We start from the raw sequence: 20,814 nt of genomic DNA on the forward strand, positions 1-20,814 counted from the left end.
CGGCACCAAGCGCGCCGGCAATTATCGCTGTTGCCGCAAATTTCTTCATCATCGTTATTTTCGCCTCCCTCGTCAGCCCGGGCTCAACGTGGAGTACCAGCGGGCCGAGATCACAGCTGGTAAGGAGTACCCGGCCGTACCCTATTTCAACCCCCGCGCCGCCGATCACCGTTGTAACCTGCAGAAATCATGGGCGAACTCGGTCTCGGTTACCTCAGCGTCTTCGGGCTGCCGCCGCTGGAGTTCATCGGTCTTGCAGCCGATCTGGGCTGCCCCAACATCTCGATGTTCCTGCGTGGACTCCCGCTGGCGCCGCTGGGTTATCCACCGTTCTCGCTGAAGAAAGATGCCGCCCTGCGTGGCGCGGTTCGCGCCGCCGCGCAGCAGCACGGCGTCACCATCACCCTTGGTGACGGCTTCCTGGTGACGCCGGATGCCGACGTACGACTATTTGCCGCCGATCTCGATGTGATCGTCGAACTCGGCATCCCTCGGATCAACGTCGTCAGCCTCGATCCCGATCGTGGACGTACTTTCGACCAATTCGGTGCTCTGGCAGAGCTTGCCGCGCAACGTGGCTTGCGAACGGTGCTCGAGCCGGTACCCGGCCTGACCGTCGGTGACCTAGCCACCGCGCTGGCCGCGGTCCGGCACGTGGGGCGACCCGACTTTCAACTTCTGATCGACACCATGCATATGGCGCGGTCCGGTTCCAGCCCGGCCGACCTGGTGGCCGTCGACTCCCAGTACATCGGCTATGCCCAACTCAACGACACGACCCTGCAACCACGTCTGGCAAATTACATGGAGGAAGCCATGTTTGAGCGCTTGCCGCCCGGTGAGGGCGAACTGCCCCTGCGCGAGTTCATCCAGGCACTTCCCACTAACGTGGTGATTGAACTTGAGGTGCCGCAGCGATCGCTGGCACTGTCCGGCCACAGTCCGATCGATCGGCTACGACCTTGTGTCGATGCTGCGCGGCGCTTGTTGTCCGACGACGTAATCGGCTGAGTATCAACTCGGCTCACGCAGCGGCAGTCCTGCGGCACGGTAGATCGCGTCGATCACCATCATGTTCTCGACGGCGTCTTGCGGCGTCGTCTTTACCGGCTCGCCGCCACAACAGGATTCAATACTTCAACGATCCGTCGCTGCCAACCACTTTGGCGCCGATATTCAACAGATCCGTTGACCACATCGAAGTACGGATTGCACCGGTGTGGCCCCCGGCGCACCGCAGCTCTGCGATCATCACCCGGTCCACCCGGGCATCGCGCAGCTTTGCTTGTGCGGAAACAACTTCCGGGGTGGAACCGCCGAACGTGCGAACCATGTGTACGGCATAGCAACCGGCGTCCATGGTCGCCCCGCCGGCCAGCGAATAGTTGGCCAGCGAATAGTTAAGGCCTCCATCACTGGCCCGGTTGACAACCGCGAGCGGGGCGATGCGTGCGGCACCCAGGATCCCGATGCGCAGCGGCGACGCCGCCTTGTCAGCTGTCACGGCGGGCGAACGCGGGGGCATGCTCTGGCAGCACGCCGACGCCGATGAAGTAGGCGGGCACAATAGAGAGCCACGGCAGCCGTTCGACAACCCGGAGCACCGCTGTCGGTGGCGCCGGATCCGCACCACGAAGCAGCGGTCCGAGCAGGCCCCGGTGCAGCATCCGTTGCACCAATTGCGTTACTGCGGTGGGAAATAGCCTCCTGCGGCGGACGGCCGCCAGATCACGATCGGTGACTCGATGCTGCCGTAGCGGCTCGGCCAATTTGGATGCTGCCGCGACAGCATCCTGAACAGCCAGGTTTATTCCGACGCCGCCCATCGGCGACATCGCGTGTGCGGCATCGCCGATGCACAGCAACCCGGCACAGTGCCAGCGACGCAGTCGATTCACCTTGACGTCGAGGTGCTTGACATCGTCCATGGACGTCAGACCCCCGGCCGAGTCGGCGGCCTCCGGCACGAGCGCGGCGATGTCGCGACGAAAAGCCTCGATACCTTGCGCACGCAACTGCGCGTCGGTGCCTTTCAGGCCGATATAGGCGATTTGGAAATAACCCTGCCGAGGGATCACGGCAAGTGCCTTGCCCGGGGCGGTGCGAGGTAAGAAAGAGAATTCGGTGTCGTCTTCGCGTGCCAGTTGGAACCACCAGACGTCGAATTTGACCGGGTAGTCACGGGTTTGCAGCCCGGCCTCCTGGCGCGCGATCGACCACCGCCCGTCGCATGCCACGGTGAGTTCGGCGTGCAGTTCCCCGGGGCCGTCCGGCCCTTGGTAGCGAACGCCAGTGATCCGATCGCCGTCCCGCAGGAGTCCGGTGACTTCGGTGTTCATCCGCAGCGTGAAACTGGGCTCTGCGCTAGCGGCCTCCGCGAGCAGGTTCAGCAAATCCCATTGCGGAACCATCGCAATGAACGGATGCGGTTGAGAGAGCCGCTCGAAGTCGACGTAGGTAACCGAACGTCCGTTGGTTTCGAATGCCGCCTTGCGTACCTGCGTGAACGGCAATTCCGAAAAGCGCTCCCACAGCCCCAGTTCGTCAAGCAACCGCATCGTGGAGCAATGCACGGTGTCACCGCGAAAGTCACGCAGGAAGTCGCCGTGTTTTTCCAACAGCGTGACATCTATCCCAGCGCGGGCCAGCAATAACCCCAGCACCATGCCGGCCGGGCCACCACCGATGATTGCGCACGTCGCCTTCTCGCTCATTAGCGCTTAAGCATAGGCCCGCCAGCCGCGACCCTGGCTCCTGCTCAATGATCAGGTAATCAGCGCAGAAATATCCGCGCCAATCATCTGTGCGGCGCTGATGACAAGGAAGAGTTCGATAGTCGCTGCCACGGTCAGCAACGTCACGTCCGCTGCGAGCGGGTACCCGATGGTGTTGATCAGACCCATCGGATCGCCGTGCGCGAGCTCCCGAATTCCTTCCAGGAACAGGTTGACGTTGTAGGACGGCACGGTGGTGATCAGAGCGTTCACCACGTCTGCGGTCGGCAGCAGCACCTGGTAGCCCGTACCTGCCACTTTGGTAACCGTATTGAGGATATCGGTGTTGACCGTTTGGATCCCGTCGATGACGCTGTCGATCGTGATGGCCGGAGCCGACGTTCCCCCTCCGGATCCCCCACCGGAACCACCACCGCCACCGCCAGTGCCACTGGATCCAGGCGACATCCAGTTCGCCAAGTCAACCGATGGCACGTCGAGATGCGCCATGCTGTAGCCGAAGTCGTTGATTCCTTGCTGAGTTCCCGCTGCCAGGGCATTGGCCACAACCATCGGATCAACTTCGGGGAACACTCCGAACGGGGTGGGAACGTTGGGTGGTGACGTCGAGTAACCATATGCCGGATCGCCGTAGCCGAGGTTGACGATCACCCGCAGGTTAGGTTGAACGAGGTCGGCGATCGGATCGCCGATGATCGGTATCGCGCGCACCGGCTCCAACAGCGGAAGATTTTTGGTGGGCAGGATGTAGTACTCGGTCATGGTCGGGCCCACCGTGTTTGTCAGCGGTATTGCCGCATCGATCTGGTCCGGCGTGAACGTGAAGTAGTTCAGGTGCAGATAGTAGGTGCCCGCCAGCGCGTTCAGTGTTGACACCAGGTTCAGCGGATAGCGCGGGAAGTCTGCGATGCCGTCGTACTCGATGGTGTAGATGCGGGTCGGATACAGATTGTCCGGCGTGGCGGGGCTGGAAGTAACACCCAGGCTGGGAAACGAGATATTCGGAAAACGCGCAGCCACCCCACCGTTGGGGTTGTTGGGATTACCGATGAGTGTGAACGAAAGCTGGTCTGGGGTAGGCGGATTCACCGATGCCGCGAGTCTCGCCATCTCCAGTGACGCGATAGTTGCGCTTTGCGAGTAGCCGAACACCGAGACAGCGTTACCCGCGGCCAGGTGCGACCGGATCGTGTTGTCCAGGATCGCAAGCCCCTGCGCCACTGAGGAATCGAAGGTCAGGTTCTTGATTGCGATGATCGGATAAAGCCCTTCGGGCGTGAACAGCGAGCGCGCGATCGCGGACGGCGCGAGATGGTGGACATAAAGTTCGAAAGCGCGCTGTACATACAGGGCGGACGGAATCGGGGTTCCGCTGCCTCCCATGACTTCGGCAATAGTCACCGCTGCGGCACTGTTGGCCATCACCGAGCGGCTCTCCGGCGCGGCCCAACTCCCTTGCGCTGCGGAACGGGCGGCCGCATTGAACAGTCCCTGTAGCTGTTGGTGCCACGGCGCCAACTGAGCCGCGACCGCAGAGGCGCCGACGTGATAGCTCGACATGGCGGCCACATCCTGGGCCCACATCTGCTCATACAGCGATTCGATCGCTGCAATCGCCGGCGTGTTCTGACCGAACACATTCGACGCGGCCAACGACATCACTTGTGTTCGGTTGGCGGCAACCAGCGCTGGATGCACCGTCGCGGTCATCGCGGTTTCGAATTCAGCAACCGCCGAGCGGACCAGACCCGCCGCACCCTGGGCGTGAGTCGCCGTCGTGTTCAGCCAGGTGATGTAGGGGGCGGCCGCACCCGCCATCGCGAGCGACGCCTGGCCCTGCCACGACCCGCTCGCCAAACCGGTGACGATCGATTCAAATGATGCGGCCGCGGTCTCCAACTCGATCGCCAGCCCATCCCATGCCGCTGCCGCGGCGAGCATCGGCGCCGGGCCCGCGCCGGTGTACACCCGTGCCGAGTTGATCTCCGGAGGGAGAACCGCGAAGTTCGACACCATGGTCAGCGCTATTCCTCCGTTCGGTCGACGGTATCGGATTGTTGAATGGTCGAGATAATAACCGCGTTCCAACGCTTCCGTACGATTTTCGGCGACAAAACGAGCGAGCTTCATTTCCGCGCGAATATTTCTTTCGGAACCGTTGCTATACAGGCGCAGTTGAATTCAACAGAACAGGTGAAACCGTCGGTGCGACAATATATTTCGTGTCCTTGGTGCGGTAAACGCGCTAAAGCGCCACGTGCCGGATTCATGTCACACTGGGTGGCTGTCCCCGAGTCCCCAATTTGGTCCAGTATTTTTACTTCGCCAATTAACGAAATCCGTTACACCTAATCGTGTCCACTTCATTGACATCCACCGCCGTTTGCCGGGCCTGACCCCCGCGACCTTGCCAACCGCCCCCTGCCGATAACATTGCAAATGCAATGTTTATGCTGGTCGCATGAAACCCCGACTCAGGTGTGGTGATTTGTGGTGATCTCTCGAGGTGTGGCTCCGACCCGGCCGGCTCATGGCAATCAGGTCCGGGCCGAACGCACACGCAACACGGTCATCGACGTGACCGTTCAAATCGTATTGAGTGAGGGGATCGCGGCAGCCAGCGGCAGGCACATTGCCGAGACCGCGGGCGTCACCTGGGGAGTGATCCAATACCACTTCGGAGACCGCGACGGATTGCTGATGGCGGTGGTGGACCAGGGATTTGACGAATTGGTGGACGCGCTGAGATCTATACCGTCCGCCACGCCGGACACCACCACACGCGACCGGGTGGCGGCGGCAGTGACGGCGGCCTGGCAGGCGATGTCGAGCCCGACTGCGCGCGCGGCAACCGAGATCCTGATCGGCACCCGCGCGAGCCGCGGATCGACCACGACCGGGCATATCAAGCGGCTCGGCAAGACTTTCAAGACTTTAACTGCCGGCATCGATCGCGATCTGGGTCCGAATGAGAGCGCGGCGATCGGTGAACTGCTGCTCACCACGCTGCGCGGGATGATCGCCAACCAGCTGGTGATGCACCGCTTGGTCGACACAGCTAGCCAACGTCGCCTCCTCGTGGAGATCCTGAGTACCTACATCGACAGCCAGTCTGCGGACCAGCCCCGGATGGAATCACAGTCATGACCGAGACGATCCAGGCACTTCTGCGCCAACGGTTGTCCGACTCGGCGATTGCTGTGAAATATGTTGAACTGCAATGGACTTGGCATCAGTATCTGGAGCGCGCGACCGTGCAGGCCGCCGCGCTTCTCGGTGCCGCCGATCCCGAGCGGCCCATGCATATCGGCTCGCTGCTGGGCAACACGCCAGACATGCTGACGCAGATGGCGGCGGCTGGCCTGGGCGGGTACGTGCTGTGTGGACTGAACACCACGCGGCGCGGCGAGGCCCTGGCCGCCGACATCCGGCGCGCGGATTGTCAGATCGTGGTGACCGATGCCGAGCATCGTCCGCTGTTGGATGGCCTGGATCTCGGCGACGCCAGAATCCTGGAAATCGCGAGCCCGCAGTGGGACACGCTGCTCGCCGATGCCGGGCCGCTGGTCCCCCACCGCGAGGTCGAGATGACGGACCCGTTCATGATGATCTTCACCTCCGGGACCAGTGGTAACCCCAAGGCCGTCCAGGTTTCGCATCTGATGCCGACCTTCGCCGGTCGCAGCCTGGCGGACCGGTTCAACCTGACCGAGCAAGACACCTGCTACGTCTCGATGCCGTTATTCCACTCCAACGCGGTGGTCGCGGGCTGGGCGCCTGCGGTGGTCTCCGGGGCCGCGATCGTGCCGGCGAAGTTCTCGGCGAGCAACTTTCTCAGCGATGTCCGCCGCTACCAGGTGACCTACATGAACTACGTCGGGAAACCTCTTGCCTACATCCTGGCCACGCCGGAGCACGACGACGACGACGCCGACAACCCGCTACGGGTGGCCTTCGGCAACGAGGCGAACGAAAAAGACATCCAGGACTTCGCGCGTCGGTTCGACGTGCAAGTCGAGGACGGGTTCGGTTCCACCGAGAATGCGGTCATCGTGATACGCGAACCCGGAACGCCACCCGGATCGATAGGCAGGGGCATCGGTGGAATCGCCGTCTACAACAGCGACACCGGTACCGAATGTGCCGTTGCGGAGCTCGACCAACACGGTGCCCTGCTCAATGCGGACCAAGCCGTCGGGGAATTGGTGAACACCGCGGGATCGGGCTTTTTCACCGGCTACTACAACGACCCCGAAGCCAACGCTGAACGCTTGCGCGACGGCATGTACTGGTCGGGAGACCTCGCCTACAAAGACCGCGACGGCTGGATCTATCTGGCCGGTCGCACAGCCGACTGGATGCGAGTCGACGGTGAGAATCTTGCCGCAGCGCCAATCGAGCGAATTCTGCTGCGCCACAACGCGATCAACCGTGTTGCCGTCTATGCGGTGCCCGACGAGCGGGTCGGTGACCAGATCATGGCCGCCGTCGTGCTCCACGAAGGACGCACCTTCGAGCCCGAATTGCTGCAAGCCTTCCTCGACGAGCAACCAGACCTGTCACCGAAAGCGCGACCGCGCTACGTCCGGATCGCCGCGGACCTGCCCAGTACTGCTACCCATAAAGTGCTCAAGCGGCAGCTGATCGCCGAGGGAACGACCGTTGGTCCGGGTGAGACGTTGTGGGTGCGTGAGGAACGCGGCACCGCCTATTGGACGATGAGGTGATGACAAACTCCGGCCAGACGGCTGATCCCGGCGCGACGCGAGTGGCCGTCTATTTCGATTTCGACAACATCGTGATCTCGCGCTACGACCAGGTGCACGGCCGCAACACGTTCCAGCGAGACAAAGCCAAGGGCTTGGACAAGGAACGGCTGCGAATCGCAACCGTCGACCTGGGCGCCATCATCGACTTCGCGTCCTCGTTCGGGACGCTGGTGCTCACCCGCGCGTACGCGGACTGGTCAGCGGATGTCAACGCCGGTTACCACGGCCAGTTGGTCGGTCGAGCGGTCGACCTTGTGCAACTGTTTCCCGCGGCCGCCTACGGAAAGAACGGCGCCGACATCCGGCTCGCCGTCGACGCGGTCGAGGACATGTTCCGGCTACCGGATCTCACCCATGTCGTCATCGTCGGCGGGGATTCCGACTACATCGCGTTGGCGCAGCGCTGCAAGCGTCTCGGCCGCTACGTCGTCGGAATCGGGGTAGCCGGTGCCAGCAGCCAGTCCTTGGCTGCCGCCTGCGACGAGTTCCTCACCTACGACGCACTTCCCGGGATTTCGACGACCGCCTCCACGTCGCAACCCAAGAAACGCGGACGGCAGGCCAACTCCGACGACACCGACGAGGAGTCGTCGGCACCCGATCCGCAGGTCGCGGCTACCGGGTTGCTTGAGCGCGCCCTCCGGATCGGTCAGGAAAAGGACGACGCGGACTGGCTGCACAATTCGGCGGTCAAAGCACAGATGAAGCGGATGAACCCGTCGTTCAGCGAAAAGTCCTTGGGTTTCAAGTCTTTCAGCGATTTCCTGCGCTCGCGCAGCGACCTGGTCGAGCTCGACGAGAGCACCACGACGCGTATGGTGCGACTCAAGAGCACCTAGCCGTCGAGCTCGCCGGCGATACCGCGCTCCAGGCCGGTACGGGTGTTGTCCGGCAACACTATGAGGCCCTCGAGTTCGGCGCGTGCCAAACCGTATGCGTGCTGGCGCTCCTGGGTCGTCGCGGCGCTGTCAGCGGCGATCCGAAGCAGGCTTTGTGCCCGGGCCAGTCGCTGCTTCTCGGCCGTGGAGAAGTCGCTGTTGCGCCTGCGAGTCGCCTCTGCTTCGGCGGCGTTGAACGCGGTCACATAGTCCTCGACGGCATCGAGATACTGCCTTGCGGCATCGCGGTCGTCGAACAGATCCTCCGCACGCACCGGCTTGTGCAGATCTGCCCGCAACTTGGCCTTGTGAAAGCCGGTGGTCAGCGGGTCCCGCATGTCGGTCATGACCGGGAAATCCAGCAGTCGGGCCGCGTCGAGTTCATACTGCAGCCAGCGGGCATCGGTCTTGTCGTGCGCGTCGATGGCGCGCTTTATCGCCTGCCAGTGGGTCGCGGGGTTCGTCGGCGAAGACGCAGCGTTGGGCACGGCGTCGGGTGCCCGATCGGCGCTCCCCTGCCCCATCCGCCGGTTCAAAGATGTAAGCGCCTTGATAGCGGCCGCGATCAAGCCGATCAGCGGCAACGCCAGCAATAGCAACTCGATGAGCCGAAACAGCACTCCCACGACGTCAGGATGCCACCATTTCAGCGTTTGTCGGTTTGACCGGCGGCGATCTCGTCGGCCGCCTTGGCAGCCACCCCGCCGGCCAGCCTCGAGGCTACTTCCGGCGCATTCGCGGCGAACCGGGCCAGCACGCGCTGACGCAGCGGCGCTACGGTGATCTCGCCGCGATTGCGCTCGATCGCGGTTACCACCGCCGCGCCCACCTGCTCGGGTGTCCCGGTCCCGATCAGCGGCGGCGGTGCCGCGCCAGAATCAGCGAACATACCGGCGCCGCCGATCGCACCCGGGCTGACAACCGAAACTCCGATCCCGTCGGGTCGCAAGTCGTCGCGCAGGCACAGGGCGAATCCGCGTAGGCCGAACTTGGTCGCCGCATACAGCGAGGCGCGAGCCGTCGCCGTTTTGCCCGAGATCGACGAGATGTAGACGAAATGGCCTGAACCTCTGGCGACGAAGGCCGGGATCAACTCGCGGGTCATCTGTACCGGCACTTCGAGATTGACGCGCAGCGCGCGGTCGATCTGCTCAGCGGTATAGCTGTCGAGCTTTCCCGAGGCCGGCAGCGCCGCATTGGATACCAGCACATCGATCGGGCCGGCTTCGGCCAGCAGCGCCTGGCCCGCGCCCGGTTCGGCGAGGTCGCTGACGATCGTCCGGTGTCCACTGCCCGAGAGAGCAGCCACCAATCCCTCGAGTTCCTGAGGCTTGCGTGAACTGACTATCAGCCGCGCACCGCGGTCGGCGAGTGCCGTGGCGATCGCCTGGCCCAGGCCGCCAGTCGCCCCAGTGAGCAGAACAATCTTTCCCGATAACTCCATTGCGACGACGCTAGTCGATCCAAAGACCCGCCCGTACGGCCATACGTTCAATGGTCTATGTATGGTGCGTGAAATGACGTCCCTATAGACCGCGCACAGTCAGGAGATTCAATGCCGAACCGATTGACCGACAAAGTCGCCCTGATCAGTGGCGGGGCGCGCGGCATGGGTGCGTCCCATGTGCGGGCACTGGTAGCCGAGGGCGCCAAAGTTGTGTTCGGCGACATCCTCGACGACGAAGGCAAGGCCGTGGCAGCGGAAGTCGGTGACGCCGTGCGCTACCTGCACCTCGATGTCACCGACCCCGACCAGTGGGATGCCGCGGTCAACACCACCCTGAGCGAATTCGGGCGCCTCGACATCCTGGTGAACAACGCCGGCATCATCAATGTCGGCATCCTCGAGGAGTACGCGCTCTCGGAATGGCAGCGGATTCTCGACATCAACCTCACCGGCGTTTTCCTGGGCATCCGCTCGGTCGTCAAGCCCATGAAAGCCGCGGGCCGCGGGTCCATCATCAACATTTCCTCTATCGAAGGACTTGCCGGCACCATCGCCTGTCACGGTTACACGGCGACCAAATTCGCTGTCCGAGGTCTGACCAAGTCCGCAGCTTTGGAGTTGGGCCCCAGTGGAATTCGGGTGAACTCCATCCACCCTGGGCTCATCAGGACCCCGATGACCGAATGGGTGCCGGAGGACATTTTCCAGACCGCGCTGGGCCGGATCGCCGAGCCGCAGGAGGTCTCCAACCTGGTCATCTACCTGGCCAGCGACGAGTCCAGCTACTCGACGGGTTCGGAATTCGTGGTCGACGGCGGCTGCGTGGCAGGCCTTGGGCATAAAGACTTTTCGGTGGTCGACACCGCGGGCCAACCCGACTGGGTCACCTAGTCCGTACTTACCCCCGCCTCCGTACCTACCCCAGCGTCCACTGTGCGGTTAACGACGCCCAATCGGCGTGTCGCGTCGTGAAATTCACACTCGACGGGCGGGCCGGGTGCGGGCGGGAGCGGACCAGGCGATCGGCGGGCAAGGCCGGACGAGGGCGGGCGAGGGCGCGGCTAGAACGCGTCCGGATCAAGCGCAACCTCCGGTGGCACCGGATGCTGATAAAGCCGTGCGGCGTTCTCCCAAGTGATCTTTCGAATGACGTCGTCGGGCAGCCCACCGATTTCCTCGTGGATCGTCTGCTGGGTATGCGGCCACGTCGAATCGCAGTGCGGGTAGTCGGCTTCCAGCATGATGTTGTCCACGCCGATCCGCTCGTACTGCACGAACGACGACTTGTCCTCCACCGCGCAGAACCAGAAATTGCGGGTGAAAACCTCTGCGGGCGTGAGGGTTTCACTAAACGCTTGCCAGGTGCCGTACATCGCGTGGTAGCTGAGCATGTGATCTAGGCGGTCCAATAGCCCGGCAACCCAACCGATTCCGCCCTCGGACAAGCAGATTTTGAGGTCGGGGTATCTGCTGGGCAATCCCGAGTACAGCCAATCCACGGCGGCGGAGATGGCGTATGCGAAAAACAGGACGCCCTGCACGTCCGGCGGCGCGTCGGCGGTCGTCGACGGCGAGGACCCGGACGAGCCGATATGCAGGTTCACGACGGTGCCCGTCTCGGCACACGCCGCCATCATCGGCTCCCAGTGGCCGGAGTGGATACTGGGAAAGCCGAGCATCGCCGGGTTCTCGCTGAATGTCACGGCGTGGAAACCGCGCTCGGCGTTCTCGTAGATCATCTTTGCGCCCAGTTCCGGATCCAGCAGCCAGGGCAACTGGCAGGGAATGATCCGGCCGGGATAGCTGCCGGCCCAGACGTCCAAATGCCAGTCGTTCCAGGCCCGCACGGAAGCCAGTGCAAGGTCACGGTCCTTGGTGACCTGCTGCAGTCGCTGTCCGGCGAACCCGGGCAGGAAGGACGGAAAGTTCAGCGACGCGTAAATGCCGTTGAGGTCCATGTCCGCGATCCGCGCATGGATATCCCATGCCCCTCTGCGCATTTCGTCGAATCGGACCGGTTCGAAGCCATACTCTGATACCGGCCTGCCCACCACCGCGTTGAAGCCGACGTTGGGCAGCACCTGTCCGTCATAGACCCACGTCTGCCCACCTTCTGGTGTGTCGACGACCTTCGGCGCGCGGTCGGCAAACCTGCTTGGAAGACGCCCGGTAAATGTGTCCGGCGGCTCGACGATGTGATCGTCCACCGAGATCACTGTGTAGCGCCGCTCGGCCCGAGGCGGATCGGGCAGCAACGTCACCGTTCGGTCCTCACCCGTCTTGGCGGTGGTGAAGTTCAGGTCGGCGGCAAGCTCATCGATCGATTTCACGGGGTCTCCTTCCGTGCGCGAGAAGACGCGGGATTACGTGAGCACATCGGGGTCGGACTTGATCGTCATCCGTGCCGCACCCGCCCAGTAGACATCGGCGGCGCGTTCGATCAACGAGACCTGCATGCCCGCCATGTCCGACCAATTCATCCGCGATGGTTCCTCGCCGGTCAGCAAGACGTCATAGGCCATTCGGCAGACCCGCTCGATCGATGCCGCCCGATACACCGCTTCGGCCAGATTCCGGCCGGTGGCGACGACGCCGTGATTGGCCAGGATCGTCAGGTTGGCTCCGCCGATATGTGCCGCGAGATCGGCTGCGCGGGAAGGGCTGTCGATTTCTCCGTCGTAAGCCGAGACGAGGCACAGATCGTCCAGGAACAGCGATCCGGTCTGGTGGACCAACTCGGGCAGCCGGCCCAGCGCAGCCAGAACGCATACGTAGTAGGGGTGGTTGTGGATGACCACCCGGGCGTCGTCACGAACCCGGTGCAATTCGGTATGGATGTGGATGGCCGGCGTGACGTCCCAGCGGCCGCGCACCACTCGTGCGTCGGCGTCTACGGCACAGATGTCCGATGCGGTCAGTTCGGACCACCACAGCCCCCACGGATTCACCAGCATGTCGGTCTGGCCGTCGAGTTGCCAGGTGATGTGGCCCGCCATGTTCTCGGCGAAGCCGATCGACGCGAGATGCCGGAACGCGACGGCCAACGCCTGCTCGTTGGACAATTCGACACCGATCGGCGGCACCACCGACGGCGCCCACACCTGCAGACCGCCTCTGCGTGCGTTAGGAGCGTCCACCAACACCCTCCATTCTGGCTCGAAGGTCTTCGCGTAGCTGCCCTTTGGCGACCTTGCCACCCGAGGACCGGGGCAGCTCGTCCACCACGATCAGGTGCTCGGGCAGTAATTCCTTGGAAACACCCAGTCCCAGAAGGTGATTGACCAACGCGGGCAGGTCGATCGTCTGCGAATCGGCGAGTTCTATGTACAGACAGACCCTTTCGCCCAAAACGGGGTCGGGCATCGGCACCGCCGCGGCCAGCGCGAGCGCTGGGTGCGTCATGGCAGCGTCTTCGACTTGTGCCGCACTGATGTTCTTGCCGCCACGCAGAATGAAGTCCGACGTTCGCCCGGTGACGGTCAGATAACCATCGGCATCGATCTCGCAGAGATCGCCCATCCGCATCCAACCGTCCGGGGTGAATAACTTGTCGTGGTCGGTGCCGTCTGCCAAACCGCTGAGGTAGCCGAGACTGGTCGCCGGTCCACGGCAGGCGGGCTGGCCGCGACCTGTATGGGTGACGTCCAAATCACCGTCGAAAAGGCGCACGGACATCTCCGGGATTATCCGCCCACCGGTGCGGAGTCGGCGATCCTGCGAGTCATCAAGGGTTGTCGCGCTCAGCGCACCGGTCTCGTTCGAGCCGTAGAACTGAAGAATCTTGGCTCCGGTGAGTTCCTCGAAATCCGCGGCCGGCCGGTACGGCAACGCCTCGCCGCCGGTGAACACCACCCGCAACGAACGAAGATCGACTTCCCGGCTGGCAGGATCAGCCATCAGCATGGTCAATTGTGTACTGACGCAACACAATACGGTCACCTTGTGGCGTGCTATCGCATCGCACGCCTCGCGCGTAGCGAACCGCGGCAGGATCACCGCGGTGGCACCGAGGTAGATCGGGGTGGTATGGCTGGTCCATATTCCGAACCCGAACGGCATCGGGATGATGGGCAGGAATACATCGGCCGATGTCAACAGCCCGTTGGCAACCGCCTGCTGGTGGAAGTAGTGCCAACGGTTCTGGGTGTGCACGACGCACTTGGGTAATCCCGTGGTGCCCGACGTGGAGTTGATCAGGAACACGTCGTCGGGACCTAGTTGCGATGCGGCATCCAGCGCCCCAGGCTCCCCGTCGGCGTCCAAGCCCAGCGCCGCGCCATCTTGGCGCAGTACCAGCACCGGCATCGATGTGCGAGCCACTTCGGATGCGGCAGCGCTGTGCGCCTGATCGCTGACCAGCAGCTTCGGGCGCGTCGTACCCAATAGCTGGGCCACTTCCCGCGGTCCGGCACGCGCCCCGATACCGACAACGACGGCCCCGCACCGCTCCACCGCGACGAAAAACGCGTGGAGGGCCGCCGAGTCGCCATGCCACACTGCGAGCCGATCACCCCTGGCCACACCGATCCCGACCAGCTGCTTGGCCAGCGAATCGGCAGCCAAATCGAATGCCCGCCACGATAAGTCGTCGCCACGGTGGTCCACGTACGCCGTACGATCCGGCGACCGGTTGGCGTTGCGGCGCACCGCGTCCGACAGCGTCGAATCCGACCACCAAGCCGCCGCGTGATAGCGCGCGACATCCTCGGCGGTGAAAGCCGGCGATTGCGCAATACTCAGCGCCCCGGCGGTCATCACCAAATCATAGGAAAGTCGTCCGCGTCGTAGGCCGCGAGCCGTCAGTTTTATGCCGCTGAGCTGCGCTCCAAGAATCCGTAGAGAACCCTCCAAGCTCGGAACCAGAGTCTGATGCCGCCCGAGATACCCCGACATTCAGGAGTGCAGGCACCGCCATGGCCATCCTCGATTCGCCGACCCAGCACCATCACCCGCACTTCCCCGCTCCGCCCGGCTACCGTGAGCACCCGAGACGGCACCCGTGGGAGATCGGGCTGCTGGTCCTGGTGATCGTGTCGAGCATCGTGCTCTATCTGATCGCATTCGCGGTGGTGCTGTCCGGTACGGTCAGCCTGCTGTGGCTCTCGGTACTGGCCAACCCGCTGCTGCTGTTCCTGGGCCGGGGACTCAACTACGGGCAGCAACGCACCAACGGTGTCAAAATGTCGCCCACGCAATTCCCCGAGGGCTACTGGCTGGTGGTCGAGGCTGCCCAACGCTTCGGCCTCAGCGAGGTACCCGACGCCTACGTCGTGCTGGGTAACGGCCAGATCAACGCCTTCGCCAGCGGTCACGGCTTCCGCCGCTACGTCACGGTCTACAGCGACCTGTTCGAGATCGGCGGCCAGGCTCGCGACCCGGAGGCACTGGCATTCGTGATCGGCCACGAGGTCGGGCACATCGCAGCCGGGCACACGTCGTACTGGCGCCAGCTGAGTCAGCTGGCTATGAAGATCCCTTTCCTCGGTCAGGCGCTGTCGCGGTCGATGGAGTACACCGCCGACAACTACGGCTACGCGTTTCGCCCTGACGGTGCCCGTCGCGCCATCGGCGTGCTCAGCGCCGGCAAGTACCTGCTGCGATGGGTGGACTTCGACGGCATGGCCGACCGGGCCGGTACCGAAACCGGGTTTTTCGTCTGGTTGGCCAACATGCTCGCGTCACATCCGGTGAACACGTGGCGCGCCGCGGCTCTACGCAACCGCGCCGTCGCGGGGGCCCTGTTCTTTCGCCCGAAGCAACCGGTCACCGCACCCGCCAGCGCCAGTTGGCCGAGGTAAGCACACCGGCTATGAAGACCAAGATCGCAGTGCTGCTGACCGGTGGCGCGATCGCGGCGATGCTGTTTCTGCACTATGTGGCGCTGACCCGAGCCGGTCTCCCAGTGGACTGGATGCTCTACCTCGGGCTGCCCGTCACAGTGGCAGGCGTGCTGTTCGCGCTCCGGTTGGCCGCGCTCGGGGCTGGCTGGGACAACGCAGATCGGCGTATTGCCAGTTGCGATCCGAGCGAGGACAACTAGGTCTTGCCTAAGCGGTGTGCGATCGAGGTTTGCCGGGAAGACGAAGGCATGACTACGCGCAACCATGAACTAGCACTGCGCATGGCCAAACTGGCGCAAACCGTGGCCGTGCCGAACGAAGTCGAGGACATCCTCGCCGCTGTCACCGCGACCGCGGTCGAGTTGATACCCGGCGCCGACACGGCGGGAGTGCTGTTGATCCGCAGCAACGGACAGTTTGAATCGCTGGGCGACGTCACCGAACTCCCGGCCAAGCTTGATGCCTTGCAACATGACCTGCAGGAGGGCCCCTGCGCTCAAGCAGCGATGAAGGAGACGGTCGTACGTACGGACGACTTTCGGGTGGAAAGGCGCTGGCCGCGCTATTCGCCGGCGGCAGTCGAACTCGGCGTCCTCAGCGGACTGTCCTTCAAGTTATTCACTGCCGAACGCACGGCGGGAGCGCTCAATCTCTTCGGTTTCGAGCCCAACGTGTGGGATACCGACGCCGAGACCATCGGCACGGTACTTGCCGCGCACGCGGCCACCGCCTTGTTGGCCGGTCGACATAGTGCGAACATGCAAGCGGCACTGGTCAGCCGCGATCGCATCGGCCAAGCTAAAGGCGTCATCATGGAACGCTTCGGCGTCGACGAAATCCGCGCTTTCGAGATGCTGCGGACGCTGTCCCAGGAAAGCAACTCCAAACTCGTCGACGTCGCGCAACGAGTCCTCGACACCCGGGACGGCACCGCAAACGAGGATGCCTAGTTCAGGCCCAGTTGGTCTTAACCGCCGCTCTTGAGCCGAATCTTCCAGCGCACAAAACCCAGGTAGCAGATGCTGAGGAACGCCAGCATCGCCATGTCGAAGAACCAAGCGCCGGGCGTGTGCTTCCAGTGGGAATCCCTGGGGATCTGCGGAGCCTGCGACAAGGTGGTCAGGTCGATTGTCGAAGCCGACGCCGCGAAGCCCCAGCGCGCCGGGGTGACCCAGGACATCTGGTCCAGCCCGAGGCGGTTGGTAACGGGAATCATGCCGCCGGAGAACACCAGCTGCGACATGACCGCCACCACTAGTAGGGGCATGATCTGCTCGCTGGTCTTGGCCAGCGACGACAACACCAATCCGAGCATCGCCGACGTGACGGTGGTGGCCGCGATATCGACGTACAACTCCAGGGCGGGACTGCCCAACACGACGGCACCTTGGGTGGGTCCGGGCTTGCCGAGCAACGCGATGACCGTCACGATCGCGGACTGGATCAGCGCCAATACGGTGTACACGCACACTTTGGCCAGCAGGTACGCGGTAGTGGACAGGCCGACCGCCTGTTCGCGCAGGAAGATGGCTCGTTCACCGATGAGGTCACGGATGGTCAGCGCCGTCCCCATGAAGACCGCGCCGACGTTGAGCAGGACCAGGATCTGTGCCGGCTCGGTGGGTGCGTCACCAAGCGGGTTCGGTTTACCGAAGCCGACGTCACCGGGCACCGACATCGACAGTGACCCCATGATGAACGGCAATATCGCCAGGAAGATGAAGTAGCCGCGGTCGGAGACGATCAGTCGTAGCTGGCGCCGGGCGATGGTGGAGAACTGCCGCATGAGGCTGGTGTGCGCCGCCTCGCCCAACTCCGCGGGTTTCTCCGTGGGCGGCACCGGTGGAGGCGGCCCGGTCTGCGCGAGGTAGCGGGCTTTGGCGCCTTCCGGGTCGTCGGCCACGGTGCTGAAGATGTCGGCCCAGTTGGTGGTGCCCATGGACGGACCGATTTGGCTGGGCGGCCCGCAGAATGCGGTCTTGCCGCCGGGCGCCAGCAGCAGCACCTGGTCGCAGACATCCAGATAGGTCAAAGAGTGGGTGACCACCAGCACCACACGACCGGCGTCGGCCAGTTGCCGCAGCATGGTCATGACCTGGCGGTCCAGGGCCGGGTCCAAACCGGATGTGGGTTCGTCGAGGATCAACAGCGACGGGCCGGTCAGCAGCTCGAGAGCTACCGAGGCGCGCTTGCGCTGACCACCGGAAAGCTTGTCGACCCGCGTCTCGAGGTGCTTGGTCATCTCGAGTTCTTCGAGCACCCGGGCGACCACCTGTTCGCGGTCCTCTTTGGTGGTGTCCGGCGGCAAACGCAGCTCGGCGGCATACATCAGGGCTTGCTTGACCGTCAGCTGGCCGTGCACCACGTCGTCCTGCGGAACCATCCCGATTCTGCTGCGCAGCGAGGCATATTCGGCGTGCACGTTGTGGCCTTCGAACGCCACCGTGCCGCTGGTCGGGTGGGTGTACCCGGCCACCAACTTGGCGAACGTCGACTTACCCGCACCCGACGGTCCGATGACGGCGGTGAGCATCCCCGGACGCGCGGTGATGGAGATGTTGTCCAGCAGCGTCTTGTTGCCTTCGATCGTCCACGTCACCCCGCGCACATCCAGGCCACCCGTGCGGGTTTCCAGCAGGCTCTCTTCCCGCCGTGCCAGCACGCCGTTGGAGAAGACCAAGTCGATGTTGCCGATGGTGACCACGTCACCCTCGCGCAGCATCGCCGATTCCACCCGGGTGCCGTTGACGAAGGTGCCGTTGATGCTGCGGTTATCGCGGATCTCGAGGCCGCCGGGCGTCGGGATCAGGGTCGCGTGGTGGCGAGAAGCCAACACCTCGGGAATGACGATGTCGTTGTCGTCGGCGCGGCCGATCTTGATTGCGCCGGCCGGGACACCGGCATCGCCCTTGCCGGGCCGCAGGATCTTCATCATCGAAGTTCGGCCGCCCGCCTCGGCGGTGCGACCGATCACCGGCGGTGGCTGCTGATCGCCAGACCGGTAAATCTGCGGCGCCGGCTGCGGTCCGCTGTGGTGCTGCGGCGGGCCACCCGGCGGCACCGATTGCGGGCCGGACGGGTAGCGCGGCTGCGGTCCGCCCGGTGGAGCCGCGGGCATGCGCGCCGTCGACGGATGCTGGGGCGGCGGCGGTGTACCCCAGTTAGCTCCGGACTGTGGTTGCCCCTGCGCTGGGATGGGTCCGCTGGGTCTGGCCGGGATTGCCATCGCCGTGGTGGCGGGCGGGCGTCCGACCGAACCCTGTTCGCGGCGGCCGACGCCGAAGTCCAGCGCTGGACCGTCCGGGTTGCCGATGTTCACGCGTTGGCCGTCCTGGATGTCAACGACCGGCACGCGGCGGTTGTTGACGTACAGGCCGTTGAGGCTGCCGTTGTCAATGGCAACCCATCGGCCCTGGTCAAAGCGCACCAACAGGTGTACGCGGGAAATCAGCGGGTGTGCGACGCGGACGTCCGCACGCAGGTCACGCCCGATGACTACATCGTGGCCTGCTGCGAAGGTGCGTTCGGCTCCGTCGTACCGGACGGTCAACGGAGGGGCAGCTGTTTGGGTCATCGCAGACAACTGTATCCACATGAATGCCAACTAAAGAAGCAACACATCAAACTTGTGTTTCCTCCTTCAACGCCCGTGCGCAGCCGCTGTCGCCAGTTCGCCGAGTCTGCGGGTGCTGGGCTAGGGCCGAGAGTTGCCCCGCCGGATTTCCTCGAGACATTGACGCAGGGTTTGACCGGTCTGCTCCATGCAAATGCGAACGGGCGTTTCCTGCTCGGTGGGCGGTGGCGACTCGCTCGGCCCAGGACGGGCGGTGACCGTCGGGCTGGACACGGTGCCCTCGGTCAGTGACCAGATGCTTGTGTCGGTGCCCTGGATCATCGAGCAGTAGGCGGTCGCACCGGTTTTGGTGGTTCCGAGGCTGCCGAGCGGAAAACAGGCCGCCCCAATCGCGACCACTGGGATCTCCGGGCCGACAGTTGGCGTGTTGCCGGCGCCGGAAGGCGGCGACGACGTTGCGGCCGGCCCCGTAGTCGACGTGGTCTGCGGCTGCGGAACGGCATGCTCCTCACGGTCGGCACGCAGAAATTCCTGCAGCGCGACCACGACCGCGATGATCAACAGGACCGCGAGAAGGGCCGGGACGATGACGGCGGGCCGCAGCAGCGAGCGCTTCGACGCCGGGACCACGACGCCAGGCATGGACAGACTCGTGTCATCGGGATCGGCGGTGCCGCCCAGGTGGTGGCCGAGGGCGCGGGCGAAGTCGATGCACCGCAGGTAACGATCTTTCGGGTCCTTGGCCAGCGCCTTTGCAAAGACGGGGTCAAGGTTCGACAGGGCTGGCCGGCGGTCACCGATAGCCGGAGGTGACGCGCTGAGGTGCTGACTGATCACGACCGCCGGGTTGGTGTGGTGGAACGGCGGGGCGCCGGTGAGCAATTGGAAAGCCGATGCGGCAAGCGCGTATTGGTCGGCTCGACCGTCCAGGTCGTTGCCCATCAGCTGTTCGGGTGCGGCGTAAGCCACGGTACCCACCGTCATGTTGGTGGCGGTCAATCCGGTCGATTCACCGACCAGGCCCGCAATGCCGAAGTCTGCCAGCAGGATTCGACGATCCGGGGAATGTGGCTGGGCGATCAGGATATTCGCCGGCTTGACGTCACGGTGCAGCAGCTTGTTGAGGTGGGCGTAATCGAGGGCTTCGGCCACCGCCGTGATGATCTCGACGACCTCGGCGCCCGGCATGCCGTCCGGGTAGCGCTCCTCCAGCAGTTCTCCGGCGTCGGTGCCATCGACGTAATCCATGTCGATCCACAGTTGGCCGTCGGTCTCGCCGCGGTCGTGCACGGCAACGATGTGCGGGTGCCACAGCGTGGCCGCCGTATCTGCCTCGCGGTGGAAGCGGTCGCGGTATTCGCGGTCTGCCGATACCTCCGCTTTCAGGACTTTAAGGGCGTCCTGGCGAGGCAGCCGGGGGTGCTTGGCCAGATAAACCTCACCCATTCCGCCGGATCCCAGCGGCCTGATGATGGTGTACCCGGCAAACGTCGAACCTTCGTCGAGCGCCATGGCGGCATAGTAGCCCGCACGCTGGTTTCGGAAACCGAGGCTCGGGGTCATCTCGCGGC

At 63.9% G+C, this 20,814-nt stretch carries 17 protein-coding genes and 1 pseudogene; 8 read left to right on the plus strand and 10 right to left on the minus strand.

Going from position 1 to position 20,814, the window contains the following annotated elements:
• Positions 1-189 precede the first annotated feature (189 nt).
• Positions 190-1,011, plus strand: a complete 822-nt coding sequence (locus A5634_RS00515) for a sugar phosphate isomerase/epimerase family protein (protein ID WP_065142128.1) — start codon at positions 190-192, stop codon at positions 1,009-1,011.
• A gap of 3 nt (positions 1,012-1,014) precedes the next feature.
• Here A5634_RS00515 and A5634_RS00520 read toward each other — a convergent pair.
• The 3 genes and pseudogenes from A5634_RS00520 to A5634_RS00530 form a co-directional block, all read right to left on the minus strand.
• Positions 1,015-1,387, minus strand: a pseudogene (locus tag A5634_RS00520) (Gfo/Idh/MocA family protein); the annotation flags it as partial.
• Positions 1,388-1,493: 106 nt separating this feature from the next.
• Positions 1,494-2,714: an FAD-dependent oxidoreductase gene (locus A5634_RS00525; protein ID WP_081290108.1), complete on the minus strand. Its 1,221-nt coding sequence runs from the start codon at positions 2,712-2,714 to the stop codon at positions 1,494-1,496.
• Between the two features lie 51 nt (positions 2,715-2,765).
• Entirely contained in the window at positions 2,766-4,751 is a 1,986-nt protein-coding gene (locus A5634_RS00530; RefSeq protein ID WP_065142234.1) for a PPE family protein, read from the minus strand.
• A gap of 561 nt (positions 4,752-5,312) precedes the next feature.
• On the opposite strand from A5634_RS00530, the gene A5634_RS00535 reads away from it, so the two are divergent.
• The 3 genes from A5634_RS00535 to A5634_RS00545 are packed head-to-tail and all read left to right on the plus strand — an operon-like array spanning position 5,313 to position 8,343.
• Complete coding sequence (locus A5634_RS00535; protein WP_253861436.1) at positions 5,313-5,882, plus strand: TetR/AcrR family transcriptional regulator; 570 nt, start codon at positions 5,313-5,315, stop codon at positions 5,880-5,882.
• On the plus strand, positions 5,879-7,462 hold the full coding sequence (fadD1, locus tag A5634_RS00540) for a fatty-acid--CoA ligase FadD1 (RefSeq protein WP_065142130.1): 1,584 nt from the start codon (positions 5,879-5,881) through the stop codon (positions 7,460-7,462). The genes A5634_RS00535 and fadD1 overlap by 4 nt, the downstream gene beginning before the upstream one ends.
• Complete coding sequence (locus tag A5634_RS00545; RefSeq protein WP_065142131.1) at positions 7,462-8,343, plus strand: NYN domain-containing protein; 882 nt, start codon at positions 7,462-7,464, stop codon at positions 8,341-8,343. The genes fadD1 and A5634_RS00545 overlap by 1 nt, the downstream gene beginning before the upstream one ends.
• On the opposite strand, the gene A5634_RS00550 is transcribed toward A5634_RS00545, so the two are convergent.
• Together A5634_RS00550 and A5634_RS00555 are read right to left on the minus strand one after the other, a co-directional pair.
• A complete protein-coding gene (locus A5634_RS00550) occupies positions 8,340-9,008 on the minus strand; it encodes a hypothetical protein (RefSeq protein ID WP_065142132.1) in 669 nt (222 codons plus the stop codon). The genes A5634_RS00545 and A5634_RS00550 overlap by 4 nt on opposite strands.
• Before the next feature lie 20 nt (positions 9,009-9,028).
• On the minus strand, positions 9,029-9,826 hold the full coding sequence (locus A5634_RS00555; RefSeq protein ID WP_065142133.1) for an SDR family NAD(P)-dependent oxidoreductase: 798 nt from the start codon (positions 9,824-9,826) through the stop codon (positions 9,029-9,031).
• A gap of 111 nt (positions 9,827-9,937) precedes the next feature.
• Here A5634_RS00555 and A5634_RS00560 point away from each other — a divergent pair, with 111 nt between their 5' ends.
• The gene (locus A5634_RS00560; protein WP_065142134.1) at positions 9,938-10,720 is read left to right on the plus strand and encodes an SDR family oxidoreductase; all 783 of its coding nucleotides are present in this window, start codon (positions 9,938-9,940) and stop codon (positions 10,718-10,720) included.
• A 170-nt stretch (positions 10,721-10,890) separates the two neighbouring features.
• Here A5634_RS00560 and A5634_RS00565 read toward each other — a convergent pair whose 3' ends face one another.
• The 3 genes from A5634_RS00565 to A5634_RS00575 are packed head-to-tail and all read right to left on the minus strand — an operon-like array spanning position 10,891 to position 14,584.
• On the minus strand, positions 10,891-12,159 hold the full coding sequence (locus tag A5634_RS00565; RefSeq protein ID WP_065142135.1) for an amidohydrolase family protein: 1,269 nt from the start codon (positions 12,157-12,159) through the stop codon (positions 10,891-10,893).
• Between the two features lie 33 nt (positions 12,160-12,192).
• Positions 12,193-12,966 carry a class II aldolase/adducin family protein gene (locus A5634_RS00570; protein WP_172831573.1) on the minus strand — a complete coding sequence of 258 codons (774 nt, stop codon included), beginning with the start codon at positions 12,964-12,966 and terminating at the stop codon, positions 12,193-12,195.
• Positions 12,953-14,584, minus strand: coding sequence for a class I adenylate-forming enzyme family protein (locus A5634_RS00575; RefSeq protein ID WP_065142136.1), 1,632 nt, complete (start codon positions 14,582-14,584; stop codon positions 12,953-12,955). Before A5634_RS00575 ends, A5634_RS00570 begins: the two co-directional genes overlap by 14 nt.
• A 158-nt stretch (positions 14,585-14,742) precedes the next feature.
• Between A5634_RS00575 and A5634_RS00580 the strand changes: the two genes are divergently transcribed.
• From A5634_RS00580 to A5634_RS00590, 3 genes are read left to right on the plus strand one after another with little or no spacing between them, the layout of a single operon-like run.
• The gene (locus A5634_RS00580) at positions 14,743-15,627 is read left to right on the plus strand and encodes a M48 family metallopeptidase (RefSeq protein ID WP_065142137.1); all 885 of its coding nucleotides are present in this window, start codon (positions 14,743-14,745) and stop codon (positions 15,625-15,627) included.
• 11 nt (positions 15,628-15,638) lie between these two features.
• The gene (locus A5634_RS00585) at positions 15,639-15,869 is read left to right on the plus strand and encodes a hypothetical protein (RefSeq protein ID WP_065142138.1); all 231 of its coding nucleotides are present in this window, start codon (positions 15,639-15,641) and stop codon (positions 15,867-15,869) included.
• Positions 15,870-15,917: 48 nt separating this feature from the next.
• Positions 15,918-16,619 (plus strand): GAF and ANTAR domain-containing protein, encoded by a 702-nt coding sequence (locus A5634_RS00590; RefSeq protein ID WP_065142139.1) that lies wholly within the window; start codon positions 15,918-15,920, stop codon positions 16,617-16,619.
• Positions 16,620-16,636: 17 nt separating this feature from the next.
• Here the strand turns inward: A5634_RS00590 and A5634_RS00595 are convergent, their stop codons facing one another.
• Together A5634_RS00595 and A5634_RS00600 are read right to left on the minus strand one after the other, a co-directional pair.
• A complete protein-coding gene (locus A5634_RS00595; protein WP_155769270.1) occupies positions 16,637-19,243 on the minus strand; it encodes an FHA domain-containing protein in 2,607 nt (868 codons plus the stop codon).
• 120 nt (positions 19,244-19,363) lie between these two features.
• Positions 19,364-20,755, minus strand: a complete 1,392-nt coding sequence (locus A5634_RS00600; protein ID WP_065142237.1) for a protein kinase domain-containing protein — start codon at positions 20,753-20,755, stop codon at positions 19,364-19,366.
• Between the last annotated feature and the right edge of the window lie 59 nt (positions 20,756-20,814).

Origin of the sequence: Mycobacterium asiaticum (genome assembly GCF_001673365.1) — a bacterium.
Lineage (GTDB): Bacteria > Actinomycetota > Actinomycetes > Mycobacteriales > Mycobacteriaceae > Mycobacterium > Mycobacterium asiaticum_A.